We start from the raw sequence: 26399 nt of genomic DNA, 5'->3' as shown, positions 1-26399 counted from the left end.
CTCCGCTGCTCAGCTCAGACATGCAGGACTCTCGCGATGGCTTCGGAGACCGGCGGGTATGCGCGGGTGTCGGCTTGTTCCCCCAACTCTGCCGAGGCGTAGGACAGGAGATTGTCGAGTCGGTTGCCTTGCTCGTCGTACAGATTGAGACGAGCTGTCAACACCAGTCCCGGGTAGTCACGATGCCGGAATCGAACATGGATCCGGCCGCTCGGCCACTGTCCGACGTACGTGGCGCTCACCTGATCGACTTTGTCCGAAAACTGCATTCGGTCAAGACCGCGCAGGCAGTACTGCACGTACCCGTGATGGTCGAGTGGCTCGGGACCGACAGGCCAGCACCGATCGGTGATGTCGATGCCACCGGTGATCAGCGAATGGATCCCGCCATCGAACCCGGTGGAGAGTACCGACCGACCGACGGCAGGACGGGTAGCGGTCCTCGCAACCAACCACAGCCTCCCGCCCCCTGCTACCCCGTGTGCGACATCGATCCCAGGCAGCATCAAGGTCGTCACCGGCGACGGATCCTCACCCCGCAAGGACCGTACGATCGTGGCACCTCGCGTACTGGGGTCTTTACCCCAGTACCAGCGCACGTCGCCATCGAACGCCCGCTGGCGACGGTGATTTTCGTTGTACGACACATCGGCGTACTCGCTCGTGTACCCGACCTTCCGATTTTCCGCGTGCGGGTAGGTGTCGCGGTCGATCCGCTGCGGTGGCGGATCGTGCAGAGGTATCTGCAATACCGATGAGCTGTAACGTAACTCGAACCCGGCCCGCTTCCCTCCGGCGCCGCCCACACGCGGCACCCGTTCCCACGGATCGTGTTCGACACCGAGATACAGCGAGCATTCGTCGAGTTCGGCCGACACGATCGCCGTGGCATCCACTTCGACACGACGCATCCCACCACCCGGCTTCGTCACCAGCAGTGCCAGCTTCCGCCGCAGCGTCCGTGGCGGAATGTCCGAGGAGGGTGCGATGTCGTTGTTCCTGCGTGTAGTCGTCCTACACCAGGCGCCGAAGCGTCCCGCGCCGATCAGATGGTGCCCTTCGGTGTATTCGGAACGGTCGATGCCGTCGGTACCGATGTGAACCAAGGGACCGTCGCGGTGATTCTGTATCCATAAACCGGACTCGTCGGCCGCGATCTGTACTGGTCCGGAGCCCGGTGGTGCGGGAGGAAGATCAGTCCACGCCACCAACCCCGCCAACGATTCTGTATGCGGATCAATCAGTGCCGCAACGGGTTGACGCTCGTCGACCACCCACAGGTGAGCCGCGGTGAAGAAGACATATCGAGGGCGCAGGAACCTGCGCCCGAGGTGGACGCTCACGCGCCTTTCTGCAGAGTCATGACATTGACGGTACCAGCGAAGCAGGTCGTACACCGCAAAGACCGCCGACTGGTTCGAATTCAGGGCTGCCGATTGCATCGCGGACAAGTGTGGCTCCGATGTTCGTATAGTTATACGCTACTTCGGGACGTCTCTCATTCGTTCGTTTCTCGGACACTGCCGGACTCACATCGGGAGGCTCGGTCGTGTGACTCCCTGAATTATTTGGCAGGTTTTTCACCGAATTATTTGGCACGAGGGATGACTGTCCGGTTATTCGAAGTGGTGTTGCCACCTGATCGGTATTGTCGCGGTATGACTCGTTCGGATGTTTCCTGGCAGAGTCGAGCGATGGCGTGGCCGCTGATCGTGGGAGCCGTATTCGGAGGTTACTTCGCGCTTCTCTTCGCAGATTCCAGCGAGTTCAGCAGTGTTCTCACCGCGATCTGCCTCGGGTCGTTGTGCTCGCTTCCTGCCGACGCGCTGTTGGGAATGGCAGCAATCCTGACGGGGAAGGGCGTCCTCGCGGTCGGCGAGCGAAACGTCCGCGCCGCGGCGCCGATGACGTGGCGGCTCGCATTTGCAACGGCGACGGCTGTGGTGGTTGCGATGATCGTCACTGCTGCGCTCTCCGTCGCAGGGGCCGATGGGTGGAGTATCACCTGGCCTGCGTTGACGATCTCAGCCATTTCCTTCGGCGCAGCGTCCGCCTACTACCCGCGGCCACACATGAGGACATCGCTCACCCTCAAGGGTGCGAATGAGTAAACCTCTCAGCCCTACCGCAACGAAGGGACGGGATGTGCGACCGGCCATCTTCGGTGCGATCGGGCTTCTGACAGGAATCATCGCAGCAATACCGTCTCGGGGAGCCCACGAAGCACCGCTCGATTTCGCGGCCCGATGGTATTGCCTGCCGCTCGCGATGGTCGTGATCGCTTCCATCGTGGTTGGCCAACTCCGGGACCGATCTGAGCGGTATGTGATGGCGGCCGGGACCCTATTCATTCTCAGCGGATTTGCACAATTTCGCTATTTCTTGATCGTCCTCATGTATCGAGACCTCTACTCCATGGTGGGAATGATCAGTGCGGGATGTCTCTTCGCTGCAGGCGTGATGGCCCTGCAGCGCCAAACCAGCCAACCTGATCAGTAACATCCGCGAATTCTGCACACTGATTGACTACCCAGTCCGGATTCGTCGACCTCGACGACCGATACGTTCTCAGTTCGTTTCTGCGGGTTTGGGTGTGCGTTTTGACCATCGCTAAACAGGACGAGATCTGTACCGACTCAGTGTGGAAATCGCCTACTCAGGCTCCGCCGACTTCCACACTTGAAGCAAATAATTTTCTGGAAGCGCTGAACTCGCTTCGTTTCGATTCGCTAGCCGCCCTCTGGTAGAAACCCGCATACCGTACTCACCCGGCCCGTCGAAGGTGATCGGCCGCTCGAAACCACTTGCATACGAGAACGATTCCATGTCATACAAGTACATCTGACCGTCGACCGTCGAAAACTCGAGATCGAACGATTCTTCCCAACCCTCTTCGTCGACCGGTTGCGATTGCACCGAACTGACGGTGACCTCCACGCGGGGTCCGTACTGATTTCCAGTATGGATGATGACAACGCCGTCATCAGCAGATGCACCGATACGCGCGTCATCGGCAGAAAAGATTGCATACGGAAGTTGTGGCATCCCCGTAGGTCCCTCGACCCATGACGAGATCGGCCCGGCGATCATCAGCTGTCCATCAGGGGTTTGCACCGAACCCGACTGGATGTACCGACTGTCAGACGATTCGACTTTGTTTTCGTCTGACGAACAGGCCACCAGGGTCCCTGCCAACATCAGGACCGTCCAGGCCGTCGTGGCACCCACCGAGATTCTCATTTCAGTGAGTTTGCCAGGTCGGGAATGCACACGAAGTCAGATAATCCGCCGATGGGCGAGAACCGACCGAAACGCGCTGAGCGGCTTCCTACAGGTTTGGGTGTGCGTTTTGACCGTCGACAAACGGACAGTTCAAGCCTCGACGGGAAGAGCGGCGTTCCGACGCGGAGTCCACGGACCGCTGCGCTACGCCGACAGCTGCCTTCAGGCTCGTCGCACCACCCCTTCAGGGCGGCGGGGGCCAGGGCTCACTCACCCTCGATCAATGGATCCTCTAATTTGAGAAGCTCGGCTTCCTCTGGGTGCAGGTTTTCATACGGATCCACCGATCTGGTCAGTAAATAATCAGGATCGAATTCGCTCGGGACCTGAACGATCTGAAGACCTCGTGCCAATATCTCGACCTGTTCACCGCTCTCGTCGCTCGAAAAATCTGCGGCGAAGGCAGCGGCTACCGCGTCACGCGCCACAGCCTCCGCCAGATCCCAATCACGTACGTACTCCTCGACAGAGGAGTTCACCTCTCGCTGCGCCAACGCGGCCAAAGTGCATTGCTGAAAGTAAAAAGCGACTACCTCCTGCGCGCCGTCCCATTCCGCCTCGAATCCGAGGGCTACCGCCTTCCCCCGCAACGCAGACCGAATGTCGAGCGCATCGGCTGCTCTCATCGCAGGTGATGCGCGCACCATGCTCACGTATTCGTCAAACCCATTCGCCGCGACAGTTCCGATGACATCGATTACCGCCTGCCAATTCGGTCCCAGATGATCAACGAGGTCGAGATCCGAGATCGTGGTCGAATCGATATGGCGCACAAGTGAATCGAGCGACTGATCGGGGCCATCGTAGAGTCCGTCTCGTTGCGCCTGACGTAACCATTCCATTTCTGCGACCATCGCATCTCCCGGAACCGAACCGGCATGCTCGAACGCTTCCTCAATAGACAGCTCACTGCCGACGGCGACTTGGGGACCCCAAGCCGCTCCATTAACTCGCAGGAGATCCGCAGCGGTCTGCACTATGTTCGTCAATCGTGTCGATGTGTTGGCAGTGTCGGGCGATGTAGCTGCTTCGGAGTCCGAGAGGAGGGGTTCACATGCCGGATTGCGTTGTTCACGTTGCCCTGAACTGCTGTTCTCCTCGACGACCACAGAGGGTGAGTTGGCCGTGATGAACTTCGATACTCCGATAGCACCAGCAGCCGCTACAGCGATAATCAGCCCCGCCGCAGCGAGTTTCGTCCTTCGACCCCGTGCTGAATCCACGCGTTCGACACCCCCTCGATATGCCCCACGACGATGCGACCGAAAACGAGGCTAGATCACAAACGCTACCGGCTCACGAAACTTCATCCCTCGGTTGAGGCACCGAGGGATGACAAACTTCAACCCCATCAGCCAGCACGGGCTCAGTTCGTTTCTGCGGGTTTGGGTGTGCGTTTTGACCATAGGCAAACGGACGATTTGCGGGCCTCTCACACGATGCTCCAGCTCGTAGCTGAAGATCAGTACAACACATCACCGATTGGGCTGTCGGACTGCGATCTGACGACAGTACTTCGGGAAAATCATTACCGAATGCCGGCGACTACTCTGACAACCGACGAATCATGACCGCAGCCGAAATCGGACCAATATTGCTGGGGGACGATCTCGTTGCCCTCAGTGAGAGCTTGAGCAGGACGGAATCGTTCTGGTCTGGGACGACAAATTCCGGTCTGGGACGACAAAGGAGACAAGGGTGAGCGGTCATCGTGGCAACGAGAGTCTCAGACCCGGTACACCTGGACTTGGGTTCGCGTTCGCCGCAGTCCCGTTCCTCGCGGTGCTTGCTGGGGTGCGCTACGACTGGTGGAGATACCCCCGGCCAGCGGTTCTCCTCCTCGAACCGGCGACGGTGGGATCAGCTCTCCTAGGTTTGGCCGTTGTTGGCACGCTCTGGATCTTCCGGTCCTACGGTTACTGGAAACGTGAGCAGCGGTGGTCGTGGAGAACTGGACTTGCCCCGATGGTTGTGGCGACGACGGCTTTGGTGTTTGTGCTGGTGCCGACCCCGAGGGAAGGCGCCTTCGACCGGGCCCGGGGCGGGATGGAGGCGGTCGCACACTCAATACAACAGAACCCGACGCCATATGCCGGCCAAAGAACCGTGATTAACGAACTAGAATTTCACGTGTATATCAAAGAGGGCTGCGTGTTTTTCGCCGACCTCGAGCAGAGCGTCGTACACAATGCCGGGTGGATATACACGGCGAACTGCACCCTGAACCCGGACGAATCCCGTCGTTATAAGCCCGTCGCCGAAAACTGGTACGCATTCCTGTAAGGAATGGTCACACATTCACATCGTGCAGATCCCAAATGGGCAGGTCAGCCGAGCATTTGACCAGGCTGGAGGCGTTGCCGGCGCCAACGTAGAGCCTGGCGAATCCTGTCGGTACGAACGGAAAGAACACGACCCCCGGAAAGTGGAATCCGGCAGGATCCCGGCTGCACACGGGTCGACCGGTCATGTCCGGGATGCGTATCTAGGTGCTGCTGGTGAAAGATTGAGGTTAGTAGTGAGCTGTATAACTAACCGACGAGAATCTTCGCCATCCGTAGCCGCTTAGCACTGACCTTGCTGCTGCGATGGTTGTGGTTGTGGTTGTTGTGGTGGTGGCTTTGTAGTGGACGAAAACGATTGCTTTCACAAAGACAGCGGTAGTCGAATTCAGCACCCACCAGCCCTCCGACGGTTCGGTAAGTTTCAATCTGATCGACGTCGAAGCTGCACCAGACGATCTGACTAAGACTGCTGAATTGCTTGCACAAACTCGTGGTGGGAGCTCTTCTGACTACGAATCCGACCTCACGATCACGTCGGCGCCGGACGTATCGGGCCTGGCGGTGAGGGCGCGAGGTCGTACACCAGACGCGGCACGGTCGTTGGCAACAGACGCTGCCGTCTTGCTCACTTCGTATCTCACGGAAACCAACGCCACGCATCCCCAACCGCTTCACCTTCACCGTCGTCCCTGCGCGGTAATAGCCAGACGCTCTCTGCTCGGTACCGGCGGTCATTGTCGCGGGTCACTAACTTACAAATTTCCCTTTTGGATTACGGCGCACCAGAGAGCTGATAGCTGATGTAGCTGTCACCCCACTCGAGATAGGCACTTGACGTTGCCGAGCCTCGGATCTGGTCGTTCTGCCATTGATATACGGGCAGGCCTAGAGGAACCGGAAAGGAGCTCACCCGTTCGAAGGTGTAGCTCGTGCCATGGCCCTGCGAGTAGCGCCGCTCAAGCTCTTCATGACTGCGTGGCGGAAAATTGCTGATCAGGTATGTTCGCCCGAGCGACGTGATGCGTTCGGGAGGCGCGAAGACATTGGCGCTTCGATATGCGGAAGCAAAATACAGGTAGGACACCGCGACGACGGCTACTAGCGATACCGCGACGATCTTCAACGCACGACGGAACGATAGCGGCATGGTTCAGAGTACATCGGGCCGTACATGTCTCTGATATTTGTGACAGCGCGTGCGTCATCCTCCGAGCGGAGACGCCCCTCGAAATAGACACACGCTCAGTTCGATCCTGCGGGTTTGGGTGTGCGTTTTGACCATGGCCACGCCGGACGATCTCGGATACAAATCCTCATAACGACGGGTACGGCCTTTGCGGACGCACTCGGGCAAAACGAGTGCTTCTGCTGCTGCTAGTCCAGATCCCAGTCGAGATAGCCTTCGGCTACTACCGGGTGGAAGGACCAGAAAGTGCTACCGTTCTCGAGGGCGGAGGCTATGTCGCCGACGAACGTGGCGAGGTTTTCCCACTGCGGTGATGAGTCGATTCCATCCTCCCCGTAGTAGAGTCCTACCGATCCGTGGGTGGCTCCAGGTCGAAGATCGACGACAAAGAGTGAGTCTGTATTGCCAGCGATCGGAATGAATCCCTTCACGAATCGCCGTTGGAAGGTGCCGGCCTCGCCTGCATCCTCATCGGACTGATCGGACCATGCCTGAAGCATCGCTTCTCGATACGTTCGCATTTCGTCGAGAGATAAGAACGGTCCGAGTGGGGTGATCATCATCCCTCTGGTCCCGTTGTGGACTGTGTAGAAATCGACGAGTTGTTCCGGCCACGTCACCGAGGTCGCGGCGGCGTACCGCACGCACAATTCTGCGGTCGAAGGAGCGAATTCGGTGTCCCAACCGGGCGTCGACGCGTCACACCAGGCACTTATCCGAGCCCACGACTCTCCCACCGACGTCGGCAGTACCACCTCGGATGGCACCGACTTCTTCCGCGAGGCCCGCGACTCTTCCATGGTGCGGCGGTAGTTTTCATCGCGGTAGCGCTGGGTTTCCATCGCAGCGTTGATGAGTTCGATCAGTTCCTCGTCTGGGAGGAGCACTGAAGTTGCCGCAGTCGACAGCTTGTAGGGGACAAACCGATCCGCTGCAATACCCAAACTGCAGTGTCGCGCACGTACGTCTGGCCGTTCCCTGTAGACCCCTCGAGCAGTGGCAATCATGTCTTTGAAGGCGGAACTTTCGTCGGGCGCAGACCCTTTGTACACCTCAGTCATGTTGTGCTCATTGTCGAACGTCGCTATCCAGGAAAACATGTGCTCCACATTTCCGAAGGGGTGAGCGCGACTGAACCAACCCGTTTCGCGCTCGTGCCTTCTTATTTGGAAGACGGGAATTGAACAGAGTCATTTAGACAGAATCATGCGTGTTCTCGCCGCGCGAGATTCCAACCCGCCCCTGAAACGAGTGCTCCGCCTGCGGCCCCGAAAATGGGTCCACCAATGATCAGCCCCACTATGAATCGGTAAACCGAGACCTTGTCGATCCGTATCGATCGGAAGTCATTTGGCTGGTAACTGGCCGTATAGATCGTGAGCGGTTGGGAGTAGTACCACCACAACACCGCAGCACCTATTAGTCCACACGTTAGGCCGAAACCGGCAAAGACCAGCACTGTCACGGCCACCGGCCGGGGTGGCGCTTTCACAACTTCTCTTCCAGAGTCACATACGCACGCTACCCAACGAGAATCTCAACCATCACCTCCTCATCCAAATCCGCTGAGCGCCCTCCTGCGGGTTTGGGTGTGCGTTTTGACCATCCGTCATACCGGACGATCACAAACGAGCTTCTGTGTGAGATTGACGTGGCGAAATTCTCTCGATCTTGTCCGATATAGGTATCCGTTGGATCAGTCCGGTATGGCATAGTTTCTAGCGGACAGTTTGTGTCCGGGACGTCGTGAACGGCGAAGATCGGGAGCGGGAATGAAGATCGGCTACGCACGTGTGAGTACGGCGGCCCAGGATTCGTCGATTCAGGTCGAGCTTCTTGCCAAGGAAGGCGTCGATCGCGAACGGGTCTATGTCGATCACGGAATCAGTGGCAGGCAGACCCGGCGCCCCGGACTCGATAATGCGATCAACGCCGCCCGCGAAGGTGACGTCTTCTGCGTGACCAAACTCGACCGCCTCTCCCGATCGGCGAAAGATCTCCACGAGACGGTCGGGCGCCTTGCAGCCAAGGGCGTTGCGTTGTCGATCGACGGGAAGATCTACGACCCTGCCGATCCGATGGGCAAGATGTTCATCGGTGTCCTTGGGCTGATGGCCGAATTCGAGTCAGACCTGATCCGGAGCCGGACCAGGGACGCCGTGGCTGCGGCTGCTGCAGCCGGCAAAATGAAAGGTCGTCAGCACAAGCTCACCCCGGAAGAGCGTGCATACCTGCTGCAAACCTATGAAACCGGGCAGTTCAAGATCGAAACACTCTGCCGGAACACCGGTTTGAAGCGGTCGGCGCTATACGCGAATATCGAGTTGGCGCGCACCGAACGGGAAACCGAAATGCTTCCGGCGCTCTGAAAACTAGCCGGAAGTCAGTTCGTCACGTCAACGCTCGGCAGATCTCGTCGCGTTCCCCGTGCCAGGTAGCTCTGTGTAAACGTGTCAAAAAATCGACAAGGGCACAGTGATAGAGAACTCGGCAACAGTCGATGTAAAAGCAGTGGCACGGGGTTTTGCGAGACTCCCCTGGCTGGTCACCCTGTGGGACCAGCCGGCGACGTTCGTGTCCGAGACCGATTATGAGGTTGAGGTCAGGCGGGAGTGATCGTGTAGTTGCCGAGCACATCGCCAACGGTCACGAAATATGTCCGTTTGTGTTCATTGGTCGTGTAGATGTTGCAGGAGAACTTGATCCCAGGTTTCGCCGGAACGCGCGATTGAAGACACTGTGCCCTGTCGACGGGAGCTGGCGCTAAGTCTGCGACCGCTTGTGCATACACCGACCTCTCGACTTCGCGTAAGTCCAGTTCGAGCGTTGCGGTAGGAAGCGGGTAGTCGATTGCGTAAGGATTCGGAGTAGGAGGCGGTTCATTGGGATCGTCTTGAGCAGCTGGACCTTCGGATCCGATCACGACGATCTCGCCGGGCGAGGGGCTCTGCTCGCTCGATCTTTCGCTCAAGGCAACGATCCCCACTGCGACAAGAGGTGCGGCAACGTAGCCGGCGACAATCGCAAGCCTGACACGGGATGGCATGTTTCTTCCTTTTCGCTGCCAAGGTGTATTGCTTCTCTGAAACTGGTGCGCCTTTACAGGCTGTGACCGATCCAGCGCTCGTACTGGTCTGCTGGGGCCAACTTCGGAAAGAACTCACGGCGAAGGTCAGTGATGAGTTGCAGATAGTCGGATCCATCGGTGAGTGCAGCGGTCCGCAGACTGTGGAACACAGCCGAAAGCGGCTCTTCCATGGTTGCGTTGGTTAGCGCATTGAGGGCGATAAGCGCAGCACTAGCCGCTCTCTCTCCGCTCTCGTCCGTCGTCCATAATTCGATACGGGGCTCGGCCTGAAAGACTTCCCACACATGAGTGCTGGCCCGATCGTCGAACGGGTACGGCAATGGATCAGCGTTGTCCAACGCATCCAGCCCGGCGCGAATCCACTCAATGTGGTCGATGCCGGCGATCGTGTACGCACGACGCGCTGACCATGCCGCGATTCGCCGCAGTTTCGGTGCTCGACATCGGACAAGAGCGTCGACGAGCATCCTGTCGTGACCTGCGAATTCCTGGGCGTAGCCGTGCCTTCGGAGTGTCTCCGTGGGTGGACGTCCACCCCATCGGATCGCTTCTTCCTTCGCCCACGTCGCCATCTGCTCATAGCCGTACCTCAGATAGAGGGTCGCATCTCCCGCCGGATCGGGATCCCAGAAGTTCCGAACCGGGTGGGTCACGATCTCGTCGTTCCAGGCGGTGTCGGTCTTGTGAAGTCTGCGCATGGCAGCGGGCTGGGTCACCTTCCACACCTGCACCAAATATGATTCTGTTGGTTCAGTTACGGTGAGGTCCCATTTGAGGTCGCGGCCGCGTCCCGATACGCGGAACATGTTCATTCCCTTGGTGATTGGGACTTTCGCGAAGTCCGGCAGCAGGTCTCCATCCGTGGTGATGACCCGGAAAGGTCTGCTGATTTTGACCGTCGCTTCTTCCACCACCTCCCACTCCACGGAAGAAGGATCGAGCTCGCCAGGCTCGTCGTCCAATACCTCGATAGTCAATGAGACTGGGCCGTACGCGATCCCTGTCATGATGGTGACAAAGTTTGGTCCTACCTCGATCACGCTGCCAGTCTCCGACGGCTCGTACGTCTCGGCAGTCTGCGATCCGACGACGAATTGATGGTGATCGACAACAGCGGTCCCGGTCTGTTTCACCCTTGGAATCTATCGCAAAGTACACGATGCGACACCGGCCCTCCGTGGCGAAGTTCCGGGATGCGGCAAGCGCTGGGGAGTCTGGGGGTATACGAAAAAACGAACAATTCCGAGGTCGATAGGCCGACTGGGCGACCTTGGTGTTCCATGCCGCTGTTACTTCCTAGCCCGGATCGGCCTTGCCATAGATTTACCAAGTAGGCATGGTCTCCGCGATTTACAGCAAGTTTTGAAAGGAACCGGGTTGAACATAGTGAACGCTTTTCCGCCGCCGTGCGTGCTCGTCGGGGGTCGTGACGGGGGCGTCGAGGATCGGATCACAGCGGCGGTGTCGAAGTATACCGAGAGCATTACGCCTGTACGGAACACGCCTCGATGGAAAACTTGGGACTCGATCGTCGCAATTGGAAATTCGCCCTTTCTGCCTGCGCTTCCCGACTCGCGCGAGCTACGCGTGGTTCAAATCGGCGGGCGGGCGCTCGGAAGCTTCCGCGGGTCAGCTGGCAATAGGTCCGGCATCTCCGGTCCTGCTAGTTCTTTGTTCGAGTCCTACAGTGTGCTCCGAACTGAGCTCAAGCCCGGGCATGAGCTGCTACCTCCTCGAGGATTGGGCGAGGAGCGAGCGAATCTCGTGAAACGGCACATCATTCCGCTCCTGCCGCAGTACCCACACGAACGAGCAGTGTTGCATCGGTCTTACAGCATCGAGGACGTGGAATGGGAACCGCTTCTAGAGAACGCTGATGGCGAGGCGATCGCGGTCATCTATCGACCTCATCGTGGTGCCCGCGAGGTGTGGTACTTCCCCGAGGAAGCTGATCAGGCGTTGGACGCGATTCTTCGTGTGGCCTTTACCGAATGGAATGCACAAGACCCGAACCGTTTTCCCTCGTCGCCGAGCTGGACGTCCGACGCACGGTGGATGTCCGCGGACCAACAGCAGCGCGTGCTGACGTTACGGAACGAAATCGATTCTGCAAGAGAACAGATCGATCACTTGGCCTCTGCAATCCGAGAGTCCGAGGTCAAACTTGACGTACTGAGTGGTGATGTTGAGCAATCGCCTCAGCGAAAGCTGCTGATGGCCACAGGTGATGAACTCGTCGAAGCCGTGGCCTACGCGCTCAAGGCATTCGAATTCGATGTTGTCGATCTTGATGCACTCGTGAGCGAAGGAGTGGCGAAGACCGCCGACCTCTTGGTGTCCGAGGACGACTGGAGTGCGATCGTCGAAGTGAAGGGTTACGCAAAGGGCGCGAAGTCGAACGATCTCATGGATGTGATGAAACACCGCCGGGCTTACGAGCGTCGGCACGGGTGTGATGCAGGAAGTATGTGGTACGTAGCCAACATCTTCCGTACGCAAAGTCCCGAAAGCCGACCCGAAATCTTTGCTGGCGCGGACGACCAACTCGATTCATTCGCTGACCCTGATGGTTTGGTAATTGACACTCGAGAACTGTTTGATCTGGTCAAACAAGTCGAGTCGGGTGCCGTGTCGCCCGCGGCGGCACGAGCCGTATTGAAGAACTCAACCGGACGGTTCTCCTGTCACACGGAACTCCTGCAGGGCAATCTCATTCAGGATGGCGCCCCTCGCGTTGTCTCCGAGCTGTAGATTCCCGATCAAGATGGGTTGCAGCCTTTGTGTGGGCTGTGACGGTGTCTTCGATGCGGGTTGCGAAGTCGACGTCTTCTCTCAAGGTTGCTGATGCGTTGGCGGCTCCGATGGTGCCGGCGCACAGGTTCCATGCGAGTCGGTGTGTTGTGGAGGTGTCGGTGAATTCGCCTTCGGTGATGGCGGTATCGATGATGTCGCTGATGGCGTCGACCCAGTGTGCGAATGCTGCGCCGTTGTTGATGGTCGGTTCGAGGGTGAGTTTCATGCCGGCCCGCAGGTTGGTGTCTTCGCCGATGTGCTGTGCGAGCGACATGAAGATCGCTGTCAGCTTCTCCCCTGCCGTGCTGCTCGGACTGGCCGCCAGTACGTCGCTGATGGTTTCGGCGAGGGTGTGCTTCCCGGCGGCACCCCAGACTGGAATGTCCGCTGCGTCAACATCTGCCGATTGGGGGCTGGACGGATGGAATCGCCTGACTTACTGGGTCTGACGGTCTCACTGACGTCGTCGACGCTTATCCTCGCGTTCGTTGCTGGGCTCATGCCGCGACTCGTCGGTGATGAACCGAATCCCGTTGTCGGCATACGGACCAAGTCGACGATCGCGAGTCCAGAGGCGTGGCAGTTGGCACATCAGAGTGCGCAGCCGCTTCTGCGCCGGACGATGTGGACTGCCGTAGCGGGACTGTGCATGCAGGTCGCCATCGGCGTCGTGACAGGTTTCGGATCTGTGGTGTCGGCTGTCACCTCAACAGTCGTGTTTCTTGCGGTGCTCCTTCTCCTGCTCTTTGCAGGAGTGAAGGGCAACGCCGCGGCGAAGTCGTTGCAGCGTTGACCGCCTGACCCCGCCGCTGTCAGACGCGCCTTGGATCTCGGCTTTCAGTCCCCGATACGCGGTCGTTCGCGCCGACGTGGTCCTCGATCGCGCATCTCTAGAATCGCTGCTGCCGTGGACGCGACCGTCTTGTCGTCGTCGTGGGTGATCCGGGCGAGCGCTTCGCGTGCTGCCGCGCCGGGAATCTCGGCGAGCGCCTGCGTAATTCGCAACCTCGTCGGGGCGTCGTCAGTGCCGTCGAGCCTTGCCTGCACGGCATCGACGACCTCACCGCTTGTCGGTGAGTGCTCCGCGAGAAGACCGAGCACCTCGCCTGCCTCGACGTCGCGGCGCCCGTCGGCGACCATCTCGAGGAGAGCGGGCATCGAGACAGCCTCTCCGCGAGATCCGAGGGCGAGAGCGGCGTCGGCGCGGACTATCGCGTCCGAATCATCGAGAGCTCGCTTCAGAGACCGAGTTGCTTCCTCGGTGTTGATCCCGGATATGGCCGACGTCGCGCGACGTCGAACCTCGACGTCCTCCGATTCGAGCCCCTTCGTCAGACCTGCAAGGCCCGCACCTTCGGTCCTCGCCAACGCCCACTGCAATGCTCCCGCCACGTTGGCATCCCTCTCCGACAGGATGGCCTCGACGAGTGCGTCCACGGGCAATGCCGCATTCGCGTCCTGCGACAGAATCGCTTGCTGGCGGTGGGCGGCGAACTCGGATTCGAGTGCACGCAACAGCGAGACCATGCGCAGGACGTCGTCCCACTCCGAAGGGGCGGTGGCGTCGACCCTTTCGAGTTTGGTCAGCAATTCCTCCTCCGCCGCGATCCGTTGCCGAGTGTGTTGCATGAGTTCACCCACCAAATCGGCCGGTGCGAAGTCTGGTTCGTCCAGTGCACGCTTGGCCTCGTTCAACGAGAGCCCCAATGTCCTCAGGCTCTCGACGTGGAAGAGGCGACGGATGTCGTCAGCGGAGTACTCGCGGTAGCCGCCGGACGTGCGGCCCGTCGGCTTCACCAGCCCCAAAGTGTCGTAGTGACGCAGCATCCGTGTGCTGACACCACAACGCCGCGAGACCTCGCCGATCAACATCTGTCTCCCCTTCCTACGCGTCCGGGCCGATTGCCGCGACGCGCTTCGCCAACTCGTGTGAGAGAGCGAATCCACCGTCGGGGTCGTGCCAGAGTTGCTTTGTAGCATCAGCATGCGCTCGGACACGCGGATTCGGGCTCGTACCGGCCGCGTCGAGCACCGGGAGCACAGCCTCGCCGAGCCCGGTCAGGGCGCGGCTCAGACTGAGCTGCATCTGCAGTTCACCCCGACCGAGTTCTGTGGCCAGATCGGCCGCGAGTGCGCCCTCGTCTCCCGCCGGCACGAGAGCCACAGCCGCGCGCCACGCACTGCGCGCAACCTCGTCGTCCTGGTCGTGGACCAGCGCAGAGACCTCGGGCCACGCGATCGGATCGCCGATCTTGGACAAAGTGTGGAGCGCCTGACTGCGGGCTTGCGAGCCATCGGACCCGAGCTCACGGATCAGCCTCGGCACCGTGATTTCGGCCGGCAAGCGGCACAACGCCCAGGTCAGCATGTCGCGGACGAAGAAGTCCGGCTCGACGGCGCACCGATCGATCAGGGCATCCGTCAACTGAGGATCCGGGCGTGTGCCGACCGCAAGCGCGGCGCGCAGTCGAACCGAGGGATCTGCTGCGGCCACGGCGTCGACGAGGTGAGCATGCTGCCCACCGTGGTTGGTTGTGTTCACGACAACCACCTCCTTCACCGACCAGTGGAACCCTTGTCACTGTGTCAAGGTCAAGCGTCACTGCCTCCGACACGTGAAATGTCGCCTCGGATCACACGCCGGTTGTCGATCCTGGCCGAAAGATCATCAGCACGACGACAACGACCCAGAGCAGATTGAAGATTCCCGTCGCAGTGCCCAGCCGACGGGTGAGCCGCGTTGCGACATCCACAACGGACCCGGTTCCTTCGATCGCCGCCATTGTCAGCCGTTGGGCGGGAAGCACGACCGCGGTGAGTATCACGGCGGCAACGACGGTGAGTGCGATCGAGGTGAGGATCCACACGTCACCGAGCACTCCGAGATTGACGGCGGTGGCGACACCGAGCATCGGAACGACAATGCCGATCGTGGCATACACCCGAACGATGCGATGCAGCATGCCCGTCGTCGCAACACTGGCGCTGTCCGGATCGGCGAGCGCGGCGCGGCTCGCCACCGGGAACATACTCGCCGCCACAGCGACGGGGCCGATGGCAAGAATGGCCGCAATCACATGGAGGGACAGCAGGATTCCGGTCATGGGATTTCTCGCGTTTCGGTACGCACAAGCGTATTCACGCGGCGTCCGGGGCGAAGGTGACTACAGGCTCGGCGCCCTTGGCCGACCACACCGTTCCACGACGCTCGTAGTCAAAGAGCGCTTCGACCTCGAGACTTATCCGGGGCCCGAGGCATCGTTCCAGCAGATACAGGCCCAGGTCGAGACCGGATGTCACACCGCCGGCGGTGATCAGGTCACCGTCGTCGACGATTCGCGCCTGGATCGGAATTACACCGCCGGCCGCCAGTGCGTCCACGGCAAGATGGTGCGTCACGGCGCGGCGCCCTTCGAGAAGCCCCGCCATCGCCAGCGCCAATGATCCTCCACAGACGGTCGCAACGAGAACACCAGGATCGTCGAGTGCACGGCGCATCATGACAGGCAGTTCGGTTTCCGTTGTGGCCGCGAGCCTTTCCGGCAAGCTGGAACCCGGCTGGTCCGCATTGGGTTCGAAGAGACCCGATGCTCCGGGAACGACGATCAGATCCGCGTGTTCGACATCGAGGGTTGCAGTGGCGGTCATCTCGAGTTCACCACTTCCGCTCACGACGGTCCGAGGCCCCTCCGCGCTGACGAGTTCGACACTCAACGCCCCACCGCTGGCGAGACCCCCGGCGTAAAGCACCTCGTACGGACCCACGACATCCATGGGATCGAATCCGTCGAACAACACGATCTGCGCGTGCACTGCAACCTCCGATTTTGTGCGACGCGCTCCTGTGCACGTCGCTGTTCCCACGACAGTAGGAGGAAGTTGACCTCTATGGCGACGGCTGAAAGCCAACCTTCGACGGCTTTCAGCCAACCTCACACATTCTGTGAAATACCAGTTGAGAGGATATTTCAAGACACGAGATCACCGAATCTCGCGCCACATACGCTACGTTTCAGACATGCATGACGTTGCAGTTCTCGCGTTGCCCGGGGTGGTGCCGATGGACCTGGCGGCACCCCTCGAAGTCTTCGGACGATGCAGGCTCCCCTCGGGTGCACCGGCCTACCGGACCTCCGTGTGCGCGCTCACCGAGGAGGTGGAGACCGGAACGTTCACGATGCGAGTACCGCACGGACTCTCACGTCTCGCCCAGGCAAGCACGATCATCATCCCGGGCACCGCCGATCTCGACGTGCCGATCGACCCCGAGATCATCGACGCCCTCAGAACTGCCGCGGATCGCGGCACGCGCATCGCCTCACTGTGCGTCGGTGCATTCACACTCGCCGACACAGGCTTGCTCGACGGACTTCGCGCGACGACGCACTGGGCGGCTGCGTCGGAGTTGGCCCGCCGGCACCCGGCCATCGACGTCGATGCCGCTGTTCTCTACGTAGACAACGGGCACGTCCTGACTTCCGCCGGCGCCGCGGCCGCACTCGACCTGTGTCTGTACATGGTCCGTCAGGACTACGGGTCCGCGGTCGCCGCCGACACGGCGCGGCTGAGCGTGATGCCGCTCGAACGTGCCGGAGGGCAAGCACAATTCATCGTCCACGAACCTCCCGTGCCCAGCGGGACAACCCTTCGGCCGCTACTGAACTGGATGGAAGAGAACCTCGGGGAGCAACTCGACATCACGACAATCGCAGCCAAGGCAACGATGAGCACTCGCACGCTCAACCGCCGCTTCCAGGAACAAATCGGTACGACGCCGTTGCAGTGGCTCCATCACGCGCGGCTCCGTCAAGCGCAATTTCTGCTCGAGACCACCGACCACTCCATCGAACGTGTTGCGGGACAAGTCGGATTCAATGCCGTCACCACGTTCCGCGAACGCTTCCGAGACTTGGTCGGCACCAGTCCACAGCGATACCGGACGCAGTTTCGAACGTCGCGCTAGCTGACCTACTTCTCGCTCTGTCGACGCACCATCTCCGAGATCCAGATCGGCGCAAACGGCGAGGTGCAGTTCGGGGGAGTCGGGTAGTCCTCGAGCACTCGCAGACGCTCACCAATGCCGATTGCGCGGGCCCGGTACTCGGCATGTTCGATCCCGATCTGGGCCAAGCAGTGGTTCATCGCCCATTGCAGGCGATCAGGGGCATCCTTCATCTCTGCCTCGATGACGTCGAGCAATCCTGAAAGATCCAGGCCCTCGGGCTTCTTCGCTACGCGCTCGGTAGTCAGGGCCCAACCGGCGCTCGCAACCACGGGATCGGAGTCGGCGGTCCAGGCCACCCGCAAATCCTCCGCGTGCGGGTTCTTCTTCACCACGTAGTTGACGAGCCAGTCATGCACCTTGGGAGTACGAGCCTCACGCAACATGACGTCCAACTCGTCACGCTCGAACGCCTTCGGACGACAGATCAAGAGGGCAAGCAGCCTCGCTGCGGTATCGCCCGTCGCCCAAAGTTGTTGTGCAAGTTCCTGCTGAGTTTTCAGTCGCTTCGCGACTGCCCGCAGTTTTGTCAGGTTCACACCGTGATCGTCACCGTGCTTCTCGTTCACTGCGCGCACCTTCGGATCCTCGAGCGCAGCCAACTCGTCCAGCACCGCGGCAACCGTCGATTCAGCCACGCCGTCCTCCAGTCACTACTTCTGCGATTCACCTACTGCAAGTCACCTACAAGGAAAGCACGGGACGGCACGCGCCGACGCATCCACGTCCGACCCGTGTTTGAAACTTAGACCAATGGGTACATGTCTGCTCCTGAGGTGGCGGCACGTCACCATGAAGACAGGACGAACCTTGCATATGCGACGCGCCGCGGGTGCCGAGAACGTGGACGAAACCGCAGGCGGAGATGAAGGCGGCAGTAAGAACGTTCTCACTCGGGCTATAACCGGCCCACTCCTTTTCGTGTTCATCCTCGGAGACGTCCTGGGCGCCGGTATCTACGCATTGGTGGGCGTCATCGCCGGTGAAGTTGGTGGAGCCGTCTGGGTACCACTGCTCGTAGCGCTCGTCATGGCATTGCTGACAGCAACGTCGTATGCCGAACTGGTCACCAAATATCCGCGGGCGGGCGGTGCAGCAGTATTCGCCCAACGGGCGTATCGGAAACCGCTGATCTCATTCCTCGTCGGCTTCTCGATGCTGGCGGCCGGTGTCACGAGTGCAGCAGGACTCGCCCTCGCATTCTCGGGTGACTATCTCAAAGCCTTCATCGACGTCCCGACCGTTCCAGCCGCGCTCGTCTTCCTCCTCCTGGTGGGGCTTCTCAATGCCAGAGGCATCAAGGAGTCGATGCGCGCAAATGTCGTCATGACAGTCGTGGAGGTCACCGGCCTCGTCATGGTTGTCGTCCTCGCCTGCGTAGTTCTCGGGCACGGCGACGGAACCTTGAGCCGTGTCGTGGAGTTCGACGACAGTCGATCGCCTGCACTCGCCGTGTTGGCAGCGGCGCTCCTCGCGTACTACTCGTTCGTCGGCTTCGAAACCTCGGCGAACGTCGCCGAAGAAGTGAAGAACGTGAGCAAGGTCTACCCACGCGCACTGTTCGGAGCCCTGTTGACGGCGGGCGCCGCCTATGTCCTTGTCGGCCTGGCTGTCTCGGTGGTGCTGCCCGCCGACGAGCTCGCCGCGTCCTCCGGCCCCTTACTGGCAGTGGTGTCAGCCGCCGACGTCGGTGTTCCGCCTCGCCTGTTCAGCCTGATCGCTCTGGTAGCCGTCGCCAACGGCGCACTGCTGACAATGATCATGGCAAGCAGGCTGACGTACGGAATGGCGTCGGAAGGGTTGCTCCCCAGCGCATTCGCGCGCGTGCTGCCGCGGCGCCGGACCCCCTGGGTGGCGATCATCGCAACCACAGCCGTTGCCATGGCTCTCTGCGTCACCGGATCGTTGTCAGCCCTGGCAGAGACGGTGGTACTCCTGCTGCTTTTCGTATTCATCAGCACCAACATCGCGGTCCTGGTTCTGCGTCGTGACGCAGTGCAACACAGTCATTTCCGGACACCGATCATCTTTCCGATCCTCGCCCTCGGTACGTGCGTTGCGTTGCTCACCCAGCAGAGCGCCGCAACGTGGTTGCGCGCATCATTACTCTTGGCGGTCGGAGTAGTGCTGTACGCCCTCTCCCGCCGTCGATCCACGAAGTAAGGTGCGATGTTCGAAAGGGGGTGTGATGACCGACAGTTCTGACACACCAGATGTAATTCAGCGTCGAGAGCAGAAAATCAACAGGCGAACCCTGACGTACGGCCTGTCCGTCGTTCTGGCTACCGCGGCACTGGTTGTCGCGATCGTCTGGTTGGGCTCCCGGCGGGGCGAATGCTTCGGTACCGACACCTTGCTGTGCTCACAGAAAGATCGCCGACTGGCCGTCTTCGTCCCGAGCCTCATGCTGCTACTCGGCTCCGTAGGCGCGTTCTTGCGAGCCTCCCTGCGATTGCACCGTCTGCGGCGCCTCTACATCCGGCCGTACATGGCGTGGCTCCTGACGGGGCTCACCCTGGTGTACCTGGCGGGAGCCTTCATCTTCATCGAGGGCAATATTCTCTGAATACATCTGTTCGGCAATCGGATTCACAGACCGAAGCGGTAGCTGTCGTTCAGAATCGTGTGTCGTCGATGGCAGTAAGGACCACTTCTCGAACCGATGACGAAGACGACAGATTCGAGATGGAGCGCACGGTATCCACGACGTCGTGCACGGGAACCAGAGACCCATCTCCGCGGGCAGCAGCGATGTCTCGGGGCACATCGAGTCCATCTTCCGTGTTGAGATATCCGAGGTGAAGGACCGTCACTGCGAGTCGGTCCTTCCGGTAGCCCTCTCTCAACGCGTCGGCAATGCCGTTGATCGCGGACTTCGATGCGCCGAACGCAACTTCCGGCCTACCGCTTCGCGGGAGCCCCGAGGTAGAACCGGTCAAGAAAATCCGAGGCCGAGGACGCCCGATCATCCGTGGGATCAGGCGCTTCGACAAAAGGATCGTGCCGGTGATGTTGGCGTTGATCATTTCCAGCATTTCGACGTCGGATTGATCTGTGAACACATAATCGGAAGTGAAGGCGTCCCCTTCCCAGATTCCGACGTTGCAAATCAGGGTGTCTACACCTCCGACAAGCTCCTGGTCGATCGAGTTCGCTGCCGCAACAGGGTCGGTCAGATCTGCTTCGATCCACTCGGAGACGTCGAACCCGTCAGGGCGCCGACGAGAAATACCGACAACGTCGTGACCATCGCTCCTCAAGCCCTCGATCAATGCACGACCAAGTCCCCGGCTCGCGCCGACAACAACTACCCTCGCCACAATTGCACCCTTCTGCCCGCTCTGTTCACATCCAATGGATGACACGACACATTCATGCACGCCGAAATACGTTGCCCTCGAGCGTGACAACGGCACCGGCCGCAACGAGCCGCTGAAGGTGCAGCTGCGCAGTTCGTCGTTCGACTGCATCGACGTACGGCGCGTTGACGTGCGGACGGTAGACGAGGCGATGCGCGACGATGTCTTCCAACTGCCTTGGTTCACCGAGAAATTGGACGAGTCTTTCTTCGCGGCTGAGCAGTTTGTCGCGGTAGGCGGTCAGCCGGCGACGGAACTCGTCGCTGCCTTCGACGACGCCCTTTTGATGGAAGGTGCCGTACCACCGAGCGTCGATGCCCGCGGCGCGGTCGATGGAGGCGAGGAAGTCGTCGACGCTACTGCCCAGGTCGCCGTACATCGGGCCGAAGGAGGTGAGATCGATGTCGGCGACATAGAAGAAGCCGTCGGGCTCGATGAGGAGGCCACAATGTCCGGGAGTGTGACCAGGTAGGTGAATGACCGTCGCCGTGCGGTCTCCGAGGTCGAAGACGTGGCCGTCGGCGATCCCGGAAACGTCATCGTGCGTCGGGGGAATGCCGTACTGCGCTGCTATTGAATGTTCGACCTCCGCTCGCTCCTCGGGGCGGAGGCCGTAATTTGTGAGCATCGTGTCAAGGGAGGCGACCGACGGTGCGTCGAGGTTGTGCGCGTACGTCGGTGCTTGAAAATGCCGGAGACCGGCAACGTGGTCCTCGTGGCCGTGACTGATGAAGACGAGGTCTGCGCCCACGGGATCGCGGTCGAGGGAGAGGGACGGGTCGATCACCAGCGTGCGTTCGGATCCGTGCACGACCACGGTGTTTCCGAAGGGGACGGTCCCACCGTTCTCTGGTACCAGCACCGAGACTTTGCCAAATTCTGTGGGTGTGAACATCTCTCGCTTCTCCCTGCGGCCATCGGGTAGTGACGTTGCAGATCTCGAAGCAATCGAAGGTATCGCTGACAGAGACCTCAGTCAGTATGCATGGCCGGGTCAGCGGGCCGTACGCGGATCATCCTGGACTACCCGGTGAGCTCGTCACGAGCAGCGACAAGGACTTCCTCGGAGAGGGACGATCCCTTGGTGGCTCGCGAGAGGACCAGAGCGCCGATCATGGTCGAGAGACGCACCAGCCCGTCATGCTCCTCATCCGCGAGCGCCTCGGCAAAATCACCGACCCCCTCGACATACACCCGACGGGCCTCACTGTCTGCCGGCTCGCGTGCCATGTCGGCGGCGAGTGCAGCAGCGGGACATCCGTCTGCCGGATTGTCGCGATGCTCCACGGAGAGGTAGTTGTCGATCAGGGCTTGTCGAGCCTCGTCACGCTGGCCAGCGTGCCTTTCGAGACCTGCTGCGTGCAGCTGCGCCAGTTCAGCGAAGGCATGGGTGGTCGCTTCGTCGATGAGCGCGTCCTTGGACGCGAACTGCTTGTAGAAACCACCGTGGGTCAGCCCCGACGCCTTCATCAAGTCAGCGACGCTGAGGTGAGTGCCCTTCTCTCGGAACAGACGAGCTGCGGTTTCCACGACGCGCCGACGGTTCTCTTCCGCTTGTTGCTGCGATACGCGGCCCATCACAACGCCTTCCAGTTTGGATTTCACTTGACATCTATCCTAGCCCACACTTAGATTTGATTCATAATCTAAATGTCACCGACAGTCACAACCCTGGGAGAATCATGGACCTGAACAAGACGGTTGCGGTCGTCACCGGAGCCAATCGCGGACTCGGCCGCCATCTGGCAGCAGGGCTCGTCGAGCGCGGCGCGAAGGTGTACGCGGCTGCCCGCAATCCGGAAACTGTCGATCTGCCCGGCGTCATCCCCCTGAGGTTGGACGTGACGGACGCCGAATCGATCACCGCCGCAGCGCAAATCGCATCGGATGTGACCTTGGTGGTCAACAACGCCGGAATCTCTACCTCGGCACCCTTGATCGGGGGCGACATCGATGACGTTCGCCGCGAGATGGACGTCAATTTCTACGACCCGCTTGCCGTGACCCGGGCGTTTGCTCCGGTCGTCGAAAACAACGGAGGCGGAACAGTACTCAATGTTCTTTCGGTGCTGTCCTGGTTCCATCCGGCTGCGCTCGGGTCTTACGCGTCATCGAAGGCAGCGGCGTGGGCGATGACCGACGCCGTTCGAGAAGAACTGGCGCCGCGGGGAATCGCCGTCTCGGCACTGCACGTTGCATACATGGATACCGATATGGCTGCGGGCGTACCGGCCGAACAGAAGATCGATCCGGCCGATGTCGCCGCGCAGGCCCTGGACGGCATCGAACGTGGGCTGGCTGAGATCCTCGCCGACGACACCACCCGATACGTCAAGGGGAGTCTGTCGTCTTCGAACTCCGAGTAACCAAGGGACTGTTGACGAGTGACACTCATCCCACCGTTTTGAGACTCGCCAATCTGCCCAGGATCGGTGCCCGCCAAGCCGCGAGGTCTTCCGGACCGTTTTCTTCCCACAACTCGTACAACTCCGACGTGTCGCTGTCTGCGACGGCACGCTCGAGTGCGGTGAGGACCCATGCCTTCTGCTCCGGACTCAAGCTTCCGGCGTACCCGGCGGCATCAATCTCGGCCAGCTGCACAGGCGCCGGTGCAACCCCGTGCGCAACCGCAAGGATCTCGGCGACGGCAATAGCTGTTTGAGCATCATCGGCATCGAGGTAGCCGTCGTCGGGGTGGCGTGCGTAATCGTCGATATCGTAGTCACCCGCCTGTACCGCGCTGAGCAGGTCGCCCGCTACGTCGTTGTCGAAAGGTCCTGAACCCCAAGTCCCCATGCTGTCTCTCCGATCCGTACCCGCGTCATCTGTCGTAACGATATTAGTGAATCACCGGCTTCGGCGAGGATCCTCGGGCTGGAAGTACTGCGTTCGCCGGAAATCGACATCAGCGCAACGGCACGCGAATGATGCGGTCATCACCGGGGTTGGGGTCGCCGCGTCCGTCGGTGTTGTTCGTCAGTATCCACAGCGACCCGTCCGCTGCGACTACAACATCACGGAGGCGCCCGTATTCATCGACGAATTGCTCGTCGGCGGTCGCGGGATCGGTCAAGGGCACCGTGCGGAGTCGCTCACCACGAAGATTGGCGATGTAGATCGTGCCGTCGTGGATGGCGATTCCGCTGGGACTGGCATCGTCAGGTGACCATTGTTGGAGCGGGTCGATGAATCCGTCTTCACCCGCAATCCCTTCGACCTCGGGCCACCCGTAGTTTCCGCCTGCTTCGATCTTGTTGAGCTCGTCCCAGGTGTCCTGCCCGAACTCGCTGGCGTACATCGTGCCGTCCTCGGTCCAGGCAATGCCCTGGGAGTTGCGGTGGCCGTAGCTGTAGACAAACGAGTTCGGAAATGGATTATCTAGCGGCACATCGCCATCCGGAGTCATTCGAAGGATTTTCCCGGACATCGAGTCGAGGTCCTGAGCCCTGTCTCGACTACCGGCATCACCGACGGTCACGTACAGCATCCCGTCCGGGCCGAACGCGATGCGACCACCGTTGTGGTAGTTGGCCGAAGCGAGCCCGTCGAGAATCGTCTCGGCCGGCCCGAGCGCGAATTCCCCCGGAGCACCGATGATGTCGAAGCGTTCGATCCGGTTCTCCCCGTTCGCGGTGAAGTACGCGTACAGGCGGTTTTCACGTACTGCGATCCCTAATAAACCGCCCTCACCTCTGGGGCTGACGCCGTCGACGACTCCCACCTCGCGGCTGTTTCCGCCGGCGTCGAGTTCGAGGATTCGCGCGCTGTCGCGCTCACTGACAAGTGGTGTGTCGCCGTGGAATGCGATCGACCAGGGCGCGTCCAAGCCGTCGGCGACGGTCTCGGGTTCACCGAAGGCCGCGGCGGGCGCCGATCGTGTTGTCGTGCTTGCCTGCGGACGGGGCCCTTCAGGATCCTCGCTACCGCAAGCCGTCAGGAAGGCCGAGACGAGCACGGCGGCGCCCAGTCCTCGGATCTGTCGTCGTGTCATGGGCGCGTCTCCCGGGTTCAGGCAGTCTTTGCGCCGACGGTAGCGCGCAATCGGCCACACCGGGAGTCCCTTCGAGTACCCCCAACGACCGGGACTCCCTCGCAGGCGACAGGCGTGATGCCCTGGACGGGTGCGCCACGACATGCGCGTCGTCAACAGAAAGAGAACTGACCACCTCATGATTTCCGCCCCGACCGTCGAAGAAACCGGCCGCCTGCCGCTCGTGATCTACGTGCTGGCCGTCGGAGTTTTCTTGATGGGTACAACCGAATTCGTCGTCGCCGGCATTCTTCCCGAGATCGCGGGTGACCTCGGTACGTCGATCGCGAACGTCGGCCTGATGATCACCGTCTTCGCGATCGGAATGATCGTCGGCACGCCGGCGATGGCGATCTTGACACTCAGGGTTCCTCGACGCGTGACCTTGAGCTCGGCGCTGGTTGTTTTCGCGATCGGACACGTCATCGTCGCGCTCTCGTCCAACTTCGGACTCATTCTCGGCGCCCGCTTCCTCACAGCCGTGGCGACGGGCGCATTCTGGGCAGTCGCCGCAGTGGTCGGAGCAAAAGCGGCCGGCCCGGCGTCTTCCTCGCGGGCGCTCGGCATCGTCTTGGGCGGAGGCATGCTCGCGAACGTCATCGGTGTTCCGCTCGGCGCTCTGGCTGGTCAGAGCATCGGGTGGCGTGGTCCTTTCTGGGCCCTCGCCGCCCTCGCACTCGTTGCCGCGGCCGTCGTCCACCGATTGGTACCCGCCGACACCGACTCCGGTGCGGTGCCGTCCTGGCGAGCGGAGATCGCGAGCCTACGGGACGGACGCATCTGGCTCGTTCTGTCCGGTTGCGCCGTCGTGTGCGGGTCGTCGCTGGCGGCGTACAGCTTCATCTCTCCGCTGTTGACCGAGAACACGGGACTTGCTGCGTCGGCAGTGCCGCTAGTGCTTGTCGGCTACGGACTCGGTGCGTTCGTCGGCTCCAATCTCGGCGGTCGACTCGGTGCGAAGCATCAGTACGGGGTCTTGTTCGTCTCGGCAGCGATGACGTTTCTCGTACTCGGGGCGCTCTGCCTCTTCTCGCACAACGTGATCGTGACGGTGATTCTCGTAGTCATGCTGGGACTATTCGGCATGTCGACCAATCCCATCCTGATCGGGATGGCTGTGCGTTATGCCGATCAGGCGCCGACGATGGCTTCTGCTCTCAGCACCTCGTCGTTCAATCTGGGCACGGCGGTCGGCTCCTGGATCGCCGGGTTCGCGTTCGCCTCGAGTCTCGGTGCCACTGGGCCGGTGTTGGTAGGCACCGGCGTTGCCGCTCTCTACTTTCTGCCGCTGATGATCCTGTTGCGCAAGGAACGCACGAAGCGCACCGCCGCCGAAGTCGTCAACTGACGACCCGATCAACCGTCGCGCAGTTC

Annotated in this window: 29 protein-coding genes; 11 read left to right on the top strand and 18 right to left on the bottom strand. The window is 60.6% G+C overall.

The genetic code is table 11. From position 1 onward, the window contains the following. Window positions 1-14 precede the first annotated feature (14 nt). Window positions 15-1343 carry a hypothetical protein gene (locus tag EEB12_RS16640; protein WP_141488146.1) on the bottom strand — a complete coding sequence of 443 codons (1329 nt, stop codon included), beginning with the start codon at window positions 1341-1343 and terminating at the stop codon, window positions 15-17. 315 nt (window positions 1344-1658) lie between these two features. Between EEB12_RS16640 and EEB12_RS16635 the strand changes: the two genes are divergently transcribed. Both EEB12_RS16635 and EEB12_RS16630 read left to right on the top strand, forming a co-directional pair. After that, window positions 1659-2111 carry a hypothetical protein gene (locus EEB12_RS16635; protein WP_141488145.1) on the top strand — a complete coding sequence of 151 codons (453 nt, stop codon included), beginning with the start codon at window positions 1659-1661 and terminating at the stop codon, window positions 2109-2111. After that, on the top strand, window positions 2104-2499 hold the full coding sequence (locus EEB12_RS16630) for a hypothetical protein (protein ID WP_141488144.1): 396 nt from the start codon (window positions 2104-2106) through the stop codon (window positions 2497-2499). The genes EEB12_RS16635 and EEB12_RS16630 overlap by 8 nt, the downstream gene beginning before the upstream one ends. Window positions 2500-2652: 153 nt before the next feature. On the opposite strand, the gene EEB12_RS16625 is transcribed toward EEB12_RS16630, so the two are convergent. Both EEB12_RS16625 and EEB12_RS16620 read right to left on the bottom strand, forming a co-directional pair. Then, window positions 2653-3228 carry a hypothetical protein gene (locus EEB12_RS16625; protein ID WP_141488143.1) on the bottom strand — a complete coding sequence of 192 codons (576 nt, stop codon included), beginning with the start codon at window positions 3226-3228 and terminating at the stop codon, window positions 2653-2655. 260 nt (window positions 3229-3488) lie between these two features. Then, a complete protein-coding gene (locus EEB12_RS16620; RefSeq protein ID WP_141488142.1) occupies window positions 3489-4505 on the bottom strand; it encodes a hypothetical protein in 1017 nt (338 codons plus the stop codon). Window positions 4506-4980: 475 nt separating this feature from the next. On the opposite strand from EEB12_RS16620, the gene EEB12_RS16615 reads away from it, so the two are divergent. Continuing rightward, window positions 4981-5565 carry a hypothetical protein gene (locus EEB12_RS16615; protein ID WP_141488141.1) on the top strand — a complete coding sequence of 195 codons (585 nt, stop codon included), beginning with the start codon at window positions 4981-4983 and terminating at the stop codon, window positions 5563-5565. A 774-nt stretch (window positions 5566-6339) separates the two neighbouring features. Here EEB12_RS16615 and EEB12_RS16605 read toward each other — a convergent pair. Both EEB12_RS16605 and EEB12_RS16600 read right to left on the bottom strand, forming a co-directional pair. Then, window positions 6340-6690, bottom strand: coding sequence for a hypothetical protein (locus EEB12_RS16605; protein ID WP_261989821.1), 351 nt, complete (start codon window positions 6688-6690; stop codon window positions 6340-6342). Between the two features lie 251 nt (window positions 6691-6941). Then, complete coding sequence (locus EEB12_RS16600) at window positions 6942-7814, bottom strand: SMI1/KNR4 family protein (RefSeq protein ID WP_181447548.1); 873 nt, start codon at window positions 7812-7814, stop codon at window positions 6942-6944. A gap of 711 nt (window positions 7815-8525) precedes the next feature. Here EEB12_RS16600 and EEB12_RS16590 point away from each other — a divergent pair. Then, window positions 8526-9122 (top strand): recombinase family protein, encoded by a 597-nt coding sequence (locus EEB12_RS16590; protein ID WP_141488138.1) that lies wholly within the window; start codon window positions 8526-8528, stop codon window positions 9120-9122. A gap of 233 nt (window positions 9123-9355) precedes the next feature. Here EEB12_RS16590 and EEB12_RS16585 read toward each other — a convergent pair whose 3' ends face one another. Then, a complete protein-coding gene (locus tag EEB12_RS16585) occupies window positions 9356-9799 on the bottom strand; it encodes a hypothetical protein (protein ID WP_141488137.1) in 444 nt (147 codons plus the stop codon). Between the two features lie 53 nt (window positions 9800-9852). Next, on the bottom strand, window positions 9853-10974 hold the full coding sequence (locus EEB12_RS16580; protein ID WP_141488136.1) for a transposase: 1122 nt from the start codon (window positions 10972-10974) through the stop codon (window positions 9853-9855). Between the two features lie 631 nt (window positions 10975-11605). Between EEB12_RS16580 and EEB12_RS16575 the strand changes: the two genes are divergently transcribed. After that, entirely contained in the window at window positions 11606-12592 is a 987-nt protein-coding gene (locus tag EEB12_RS16575) for a hypothetical protein (RefSeq protein ID WP_141488135.1), read from the top strand. Here EEB12_RS16575 and EEB12_RS16570 read toward each other — a convergent pair. Beyond that, window positions 12552-12908, bottom strand: coding sequence for a hypothetical protein (locus EEB12_RS16570; protein ID WP_258537284.1), 357 nt, complete (start codon window positions 12906-12908; stop codon window positions 12552-12554). The genes EEB12_RS16575 and EEB12_RS16570 overlap by 41 nt on opposite strands. Window positions 12909-13055: 147 nt before the next feature. On the opposite strand from EEB12_RS16570, the gene EEB12_RS16565 reads away from it, so the two are divergent. Continuing rightward, window positions 13056-13427 carry an SdpI family protein gene (locus EEB12_RS16565; protein ID WP_141488134.1) on the top strand — a complete coding sequence of 124 codons (372 nt, stop codon included), beginning with the start codon at window positions 13056-13058 and terminating at the stop codon, window positions 13425-13427. A 44-nt stretch (window positions 13428-13471) separates the two neighbouring features. Here EEB12_RS16565 and EEB12_RS16560 read toward each other — a convergent pair whose 3' ends face one another. The 4 genes from EEB12_RS16560 to EEB12_RS16545 form a co-directional block, all read right to left on the bottom strand. After that, the gene (locus EEB12_RS16560; RefSeq protein WP_020909655.1) at window positions 13472-14506 is read right to left on the bottom strand and encodes a MerR family transcriptional regulator; all 1035 of its coding nucleotides are present in this window, start codon (window positions 14504-14506) and stop codon (window positions 13472-13474) included. 13 nt (window positions 14507-14519) lie between these two features. Continuing rightward, entirely contained in the window at window positions 14520-15185 is a 666-nt protein-coding gene (locus EEB12_RS16555) for a HEAT repeat domain-containing protein (protein ID WP_179154639.1), read from the bottom strand. An 82-nt stretch (window positions 15186-15267) separates the two neighbouring features. Beyond that, a complete protein-coding gene (locus EEB12_RS16550) occupies window positions 15268-15738 on the bottom strand; it encodes a DUF2269 family protein (protein ID WP_020971298.1) in 471 nt (156 codons plus the stop codon). A gap of 34 nt (window positions 15739-15772) precedes the next feature. After that, complete coding sequence (locus EEB12_RS16545) at window positions 15773-16447, bottom strand: DJ-1/PfpI family protein (RefSeq protein ID WP_020971299.1); 675 nt, start codon at window positions 16445-16447, stop codon at window positions 15773-15775. Window positions 16448-16652: 205 nt separating this feature from the next. Between EEB12_RS16545 and EEB12_RS16540 the strand changes: the two genes are divergently transcribed. After that, window positions 16653-17597, top strand: coding sequence for a GlxA family transcriptional regulator (locus EEB12_RS16540; protein WP_019745972.1), 945 nt, complete (start codon window positions 16653-16655; stop codon window positions 17595-17597). A gap of 5 nt (window positions 17598-17602) precedes the next feature. Here EEB12_RS16540 and EEB12_RS16535 read toward each other — a convergent pair whose 3' ends face one another. Continuing rightward, window positions 17603-18274, bottom strand: a complete 672-nt coding sequence (locus EEB12_RS16535) for a DNA alkylation repair protein (RefSeq protein WP_141488133.1) — start codon at window positions 18272-18274, stop codon at window positions 17603-17605. A 154-nt stretch (window positions 18275-18428) separates the two neighbouring features. Here EEB12_RS16535 and EEB12_RS16530 point away from each other — a divergent pair, with 154 nt between their 5' ends. Both EEB12_RS16530 and EEB12_RS16525 read left to right on the top strand, forming a co-directional pair. Continuing rightward, a complete protein-coding gene (locus EEB12_RS16530) occupies window positions 18429-19799 on the top strand; it encodes an APC family permease (protein WP_371326911.1) in 1371 nt (456 codons plus the stop codon). 25 nt (window positions 19800-19824) lie between these two features. After that, window positions 19825-20202 carry a hypothetical protein gene (locus EEB12_RS16525; RefSeq protein WP_084324721.1) on the top strand — a complete coding sequence of 126 codons (378 nt, stop codon included), beginning with the start codon at window positions 19825-19827 and terminating at the stop codon, window positions 20200-20202. A gap of 49 nt (window positions 20203-20251) precedes the next feature. Here EEB12_RS16525 and EEB12_RS16520 read toward each other — a convergent pair whose 3' ends face one another. The 3 genes from EEB12_RS16520 to EEB12_RS16510 form a co-directional block, all read right to left on the bottom strand. After that, complete coding sequence (locus EEB12_RS16520; RefSeq protein ID WP_019745976.1) at window positions 20252-20956, bottom strand: SDR family NAD(P)-dependent oxidoreductase; 705 nt, start codon at window positions 20954-20956, stop codon at window positions 20252-20254. 52 nt (window positions 20957-21008) lie between these two features. Next, the gene (locus EEB12_RS16515; RefSeq protein ID WP_020909662.1) at window positions 21009-21890 is read right to left on the bottom strand and encodes an MBL fold metallo-hydrolase; all 882 of its coding nucleotides are present in this window, start codon (window positions 21888-21890) and stop codon (window positions 21009-21011) included. A gap of 128 nt (window positions 21891-22018) precedes the next feature. After that, window positions 22019-22600 (bottom strand): TetR/AcrR family transcriptional regulator, encoded by a 582-nt coding sequence (locus EEB12_RS16510; protein ID WP_218775658.1) that lies wholly within the window; start codon window positions 22598-22600, stop codon window positions 22019-22021. A gap of 77 nt (window positions 22601-22677) precedes the next feature. Between EEB12_RS16510 and EEB12_RS16505 the strand changes: the two genes are divergently transcribed. Further along, window positions 22678-23361: an SDR family oxidoreductase gene (locus EEB12_RS16505; protein WP_141488132.1), complete on the top strand. Its 684-nt coding sequence runs from the start codon at window positions 22678-22680 to the stop codon at window positions 23359-23361. Between the two features lie 25 nt (window positions 23362-23386). Here the strand turns inward: EEB12_RS16505 and EEB12_RS16500 are convergent, their stop codons facing one another. Continuing rightward, window positions 23387-23791, bottom strand: a complete 405-nt coding sequence (locus tag EEB12_RS16500; RefSeq protein ID WP_029256654.1) for a DUF4259 domain-containing protein — start codon at window positions 23789-23791, stop codon at window positions 23387-23389. Window positions 23792-23900: 109 nt separating this feature from the next. Next, on the bottom strand, window positions 23901-24986 hold the full coding sequence (locus EEB12_RS16495; protein WP_084324749.1) for a PQQ-dependent sugar dehydrogenase: 1086 nt from the start codon (window positions 24984-24986) through the stop codon (window positions 23901-23903). Window positions 24987-25164: 178 nt separating this feature from the next. Between EEB12_RS16495 and EEB12_RS16490 the strand changes: the two genes are divergently transcribed. Continuing rightward, window positions 25165-26373 (top strand): MFS transporter, encoded by a 1209-nt coding sequence (locus EEB12_RS16490; RefSeq protein ID WP_179154637.1) that lies wholly within the window; start codon window positions 25165-25167, stop codon window positions 26371-26373. Window positions 26374-26399 lie beyond the last annotated feature (26 nt).

It is taken from the genome of Rhodococcus sp. WS1 (assembly GCF_003797745.1).
Taxonomy (GTDB): domain Bacteria; phylum Actinomycetota; class Actinomycetes; order Mycobacteriales; family Mycobacteriaceae; genus Rhodococcus_F; species Rhodococcus_F erythropolis.
The sequence above is the reverse complement of the archived record's forward strand: the minus strand, read 5'-3'. Positions and strand labels throughout refer to the sequence as shown.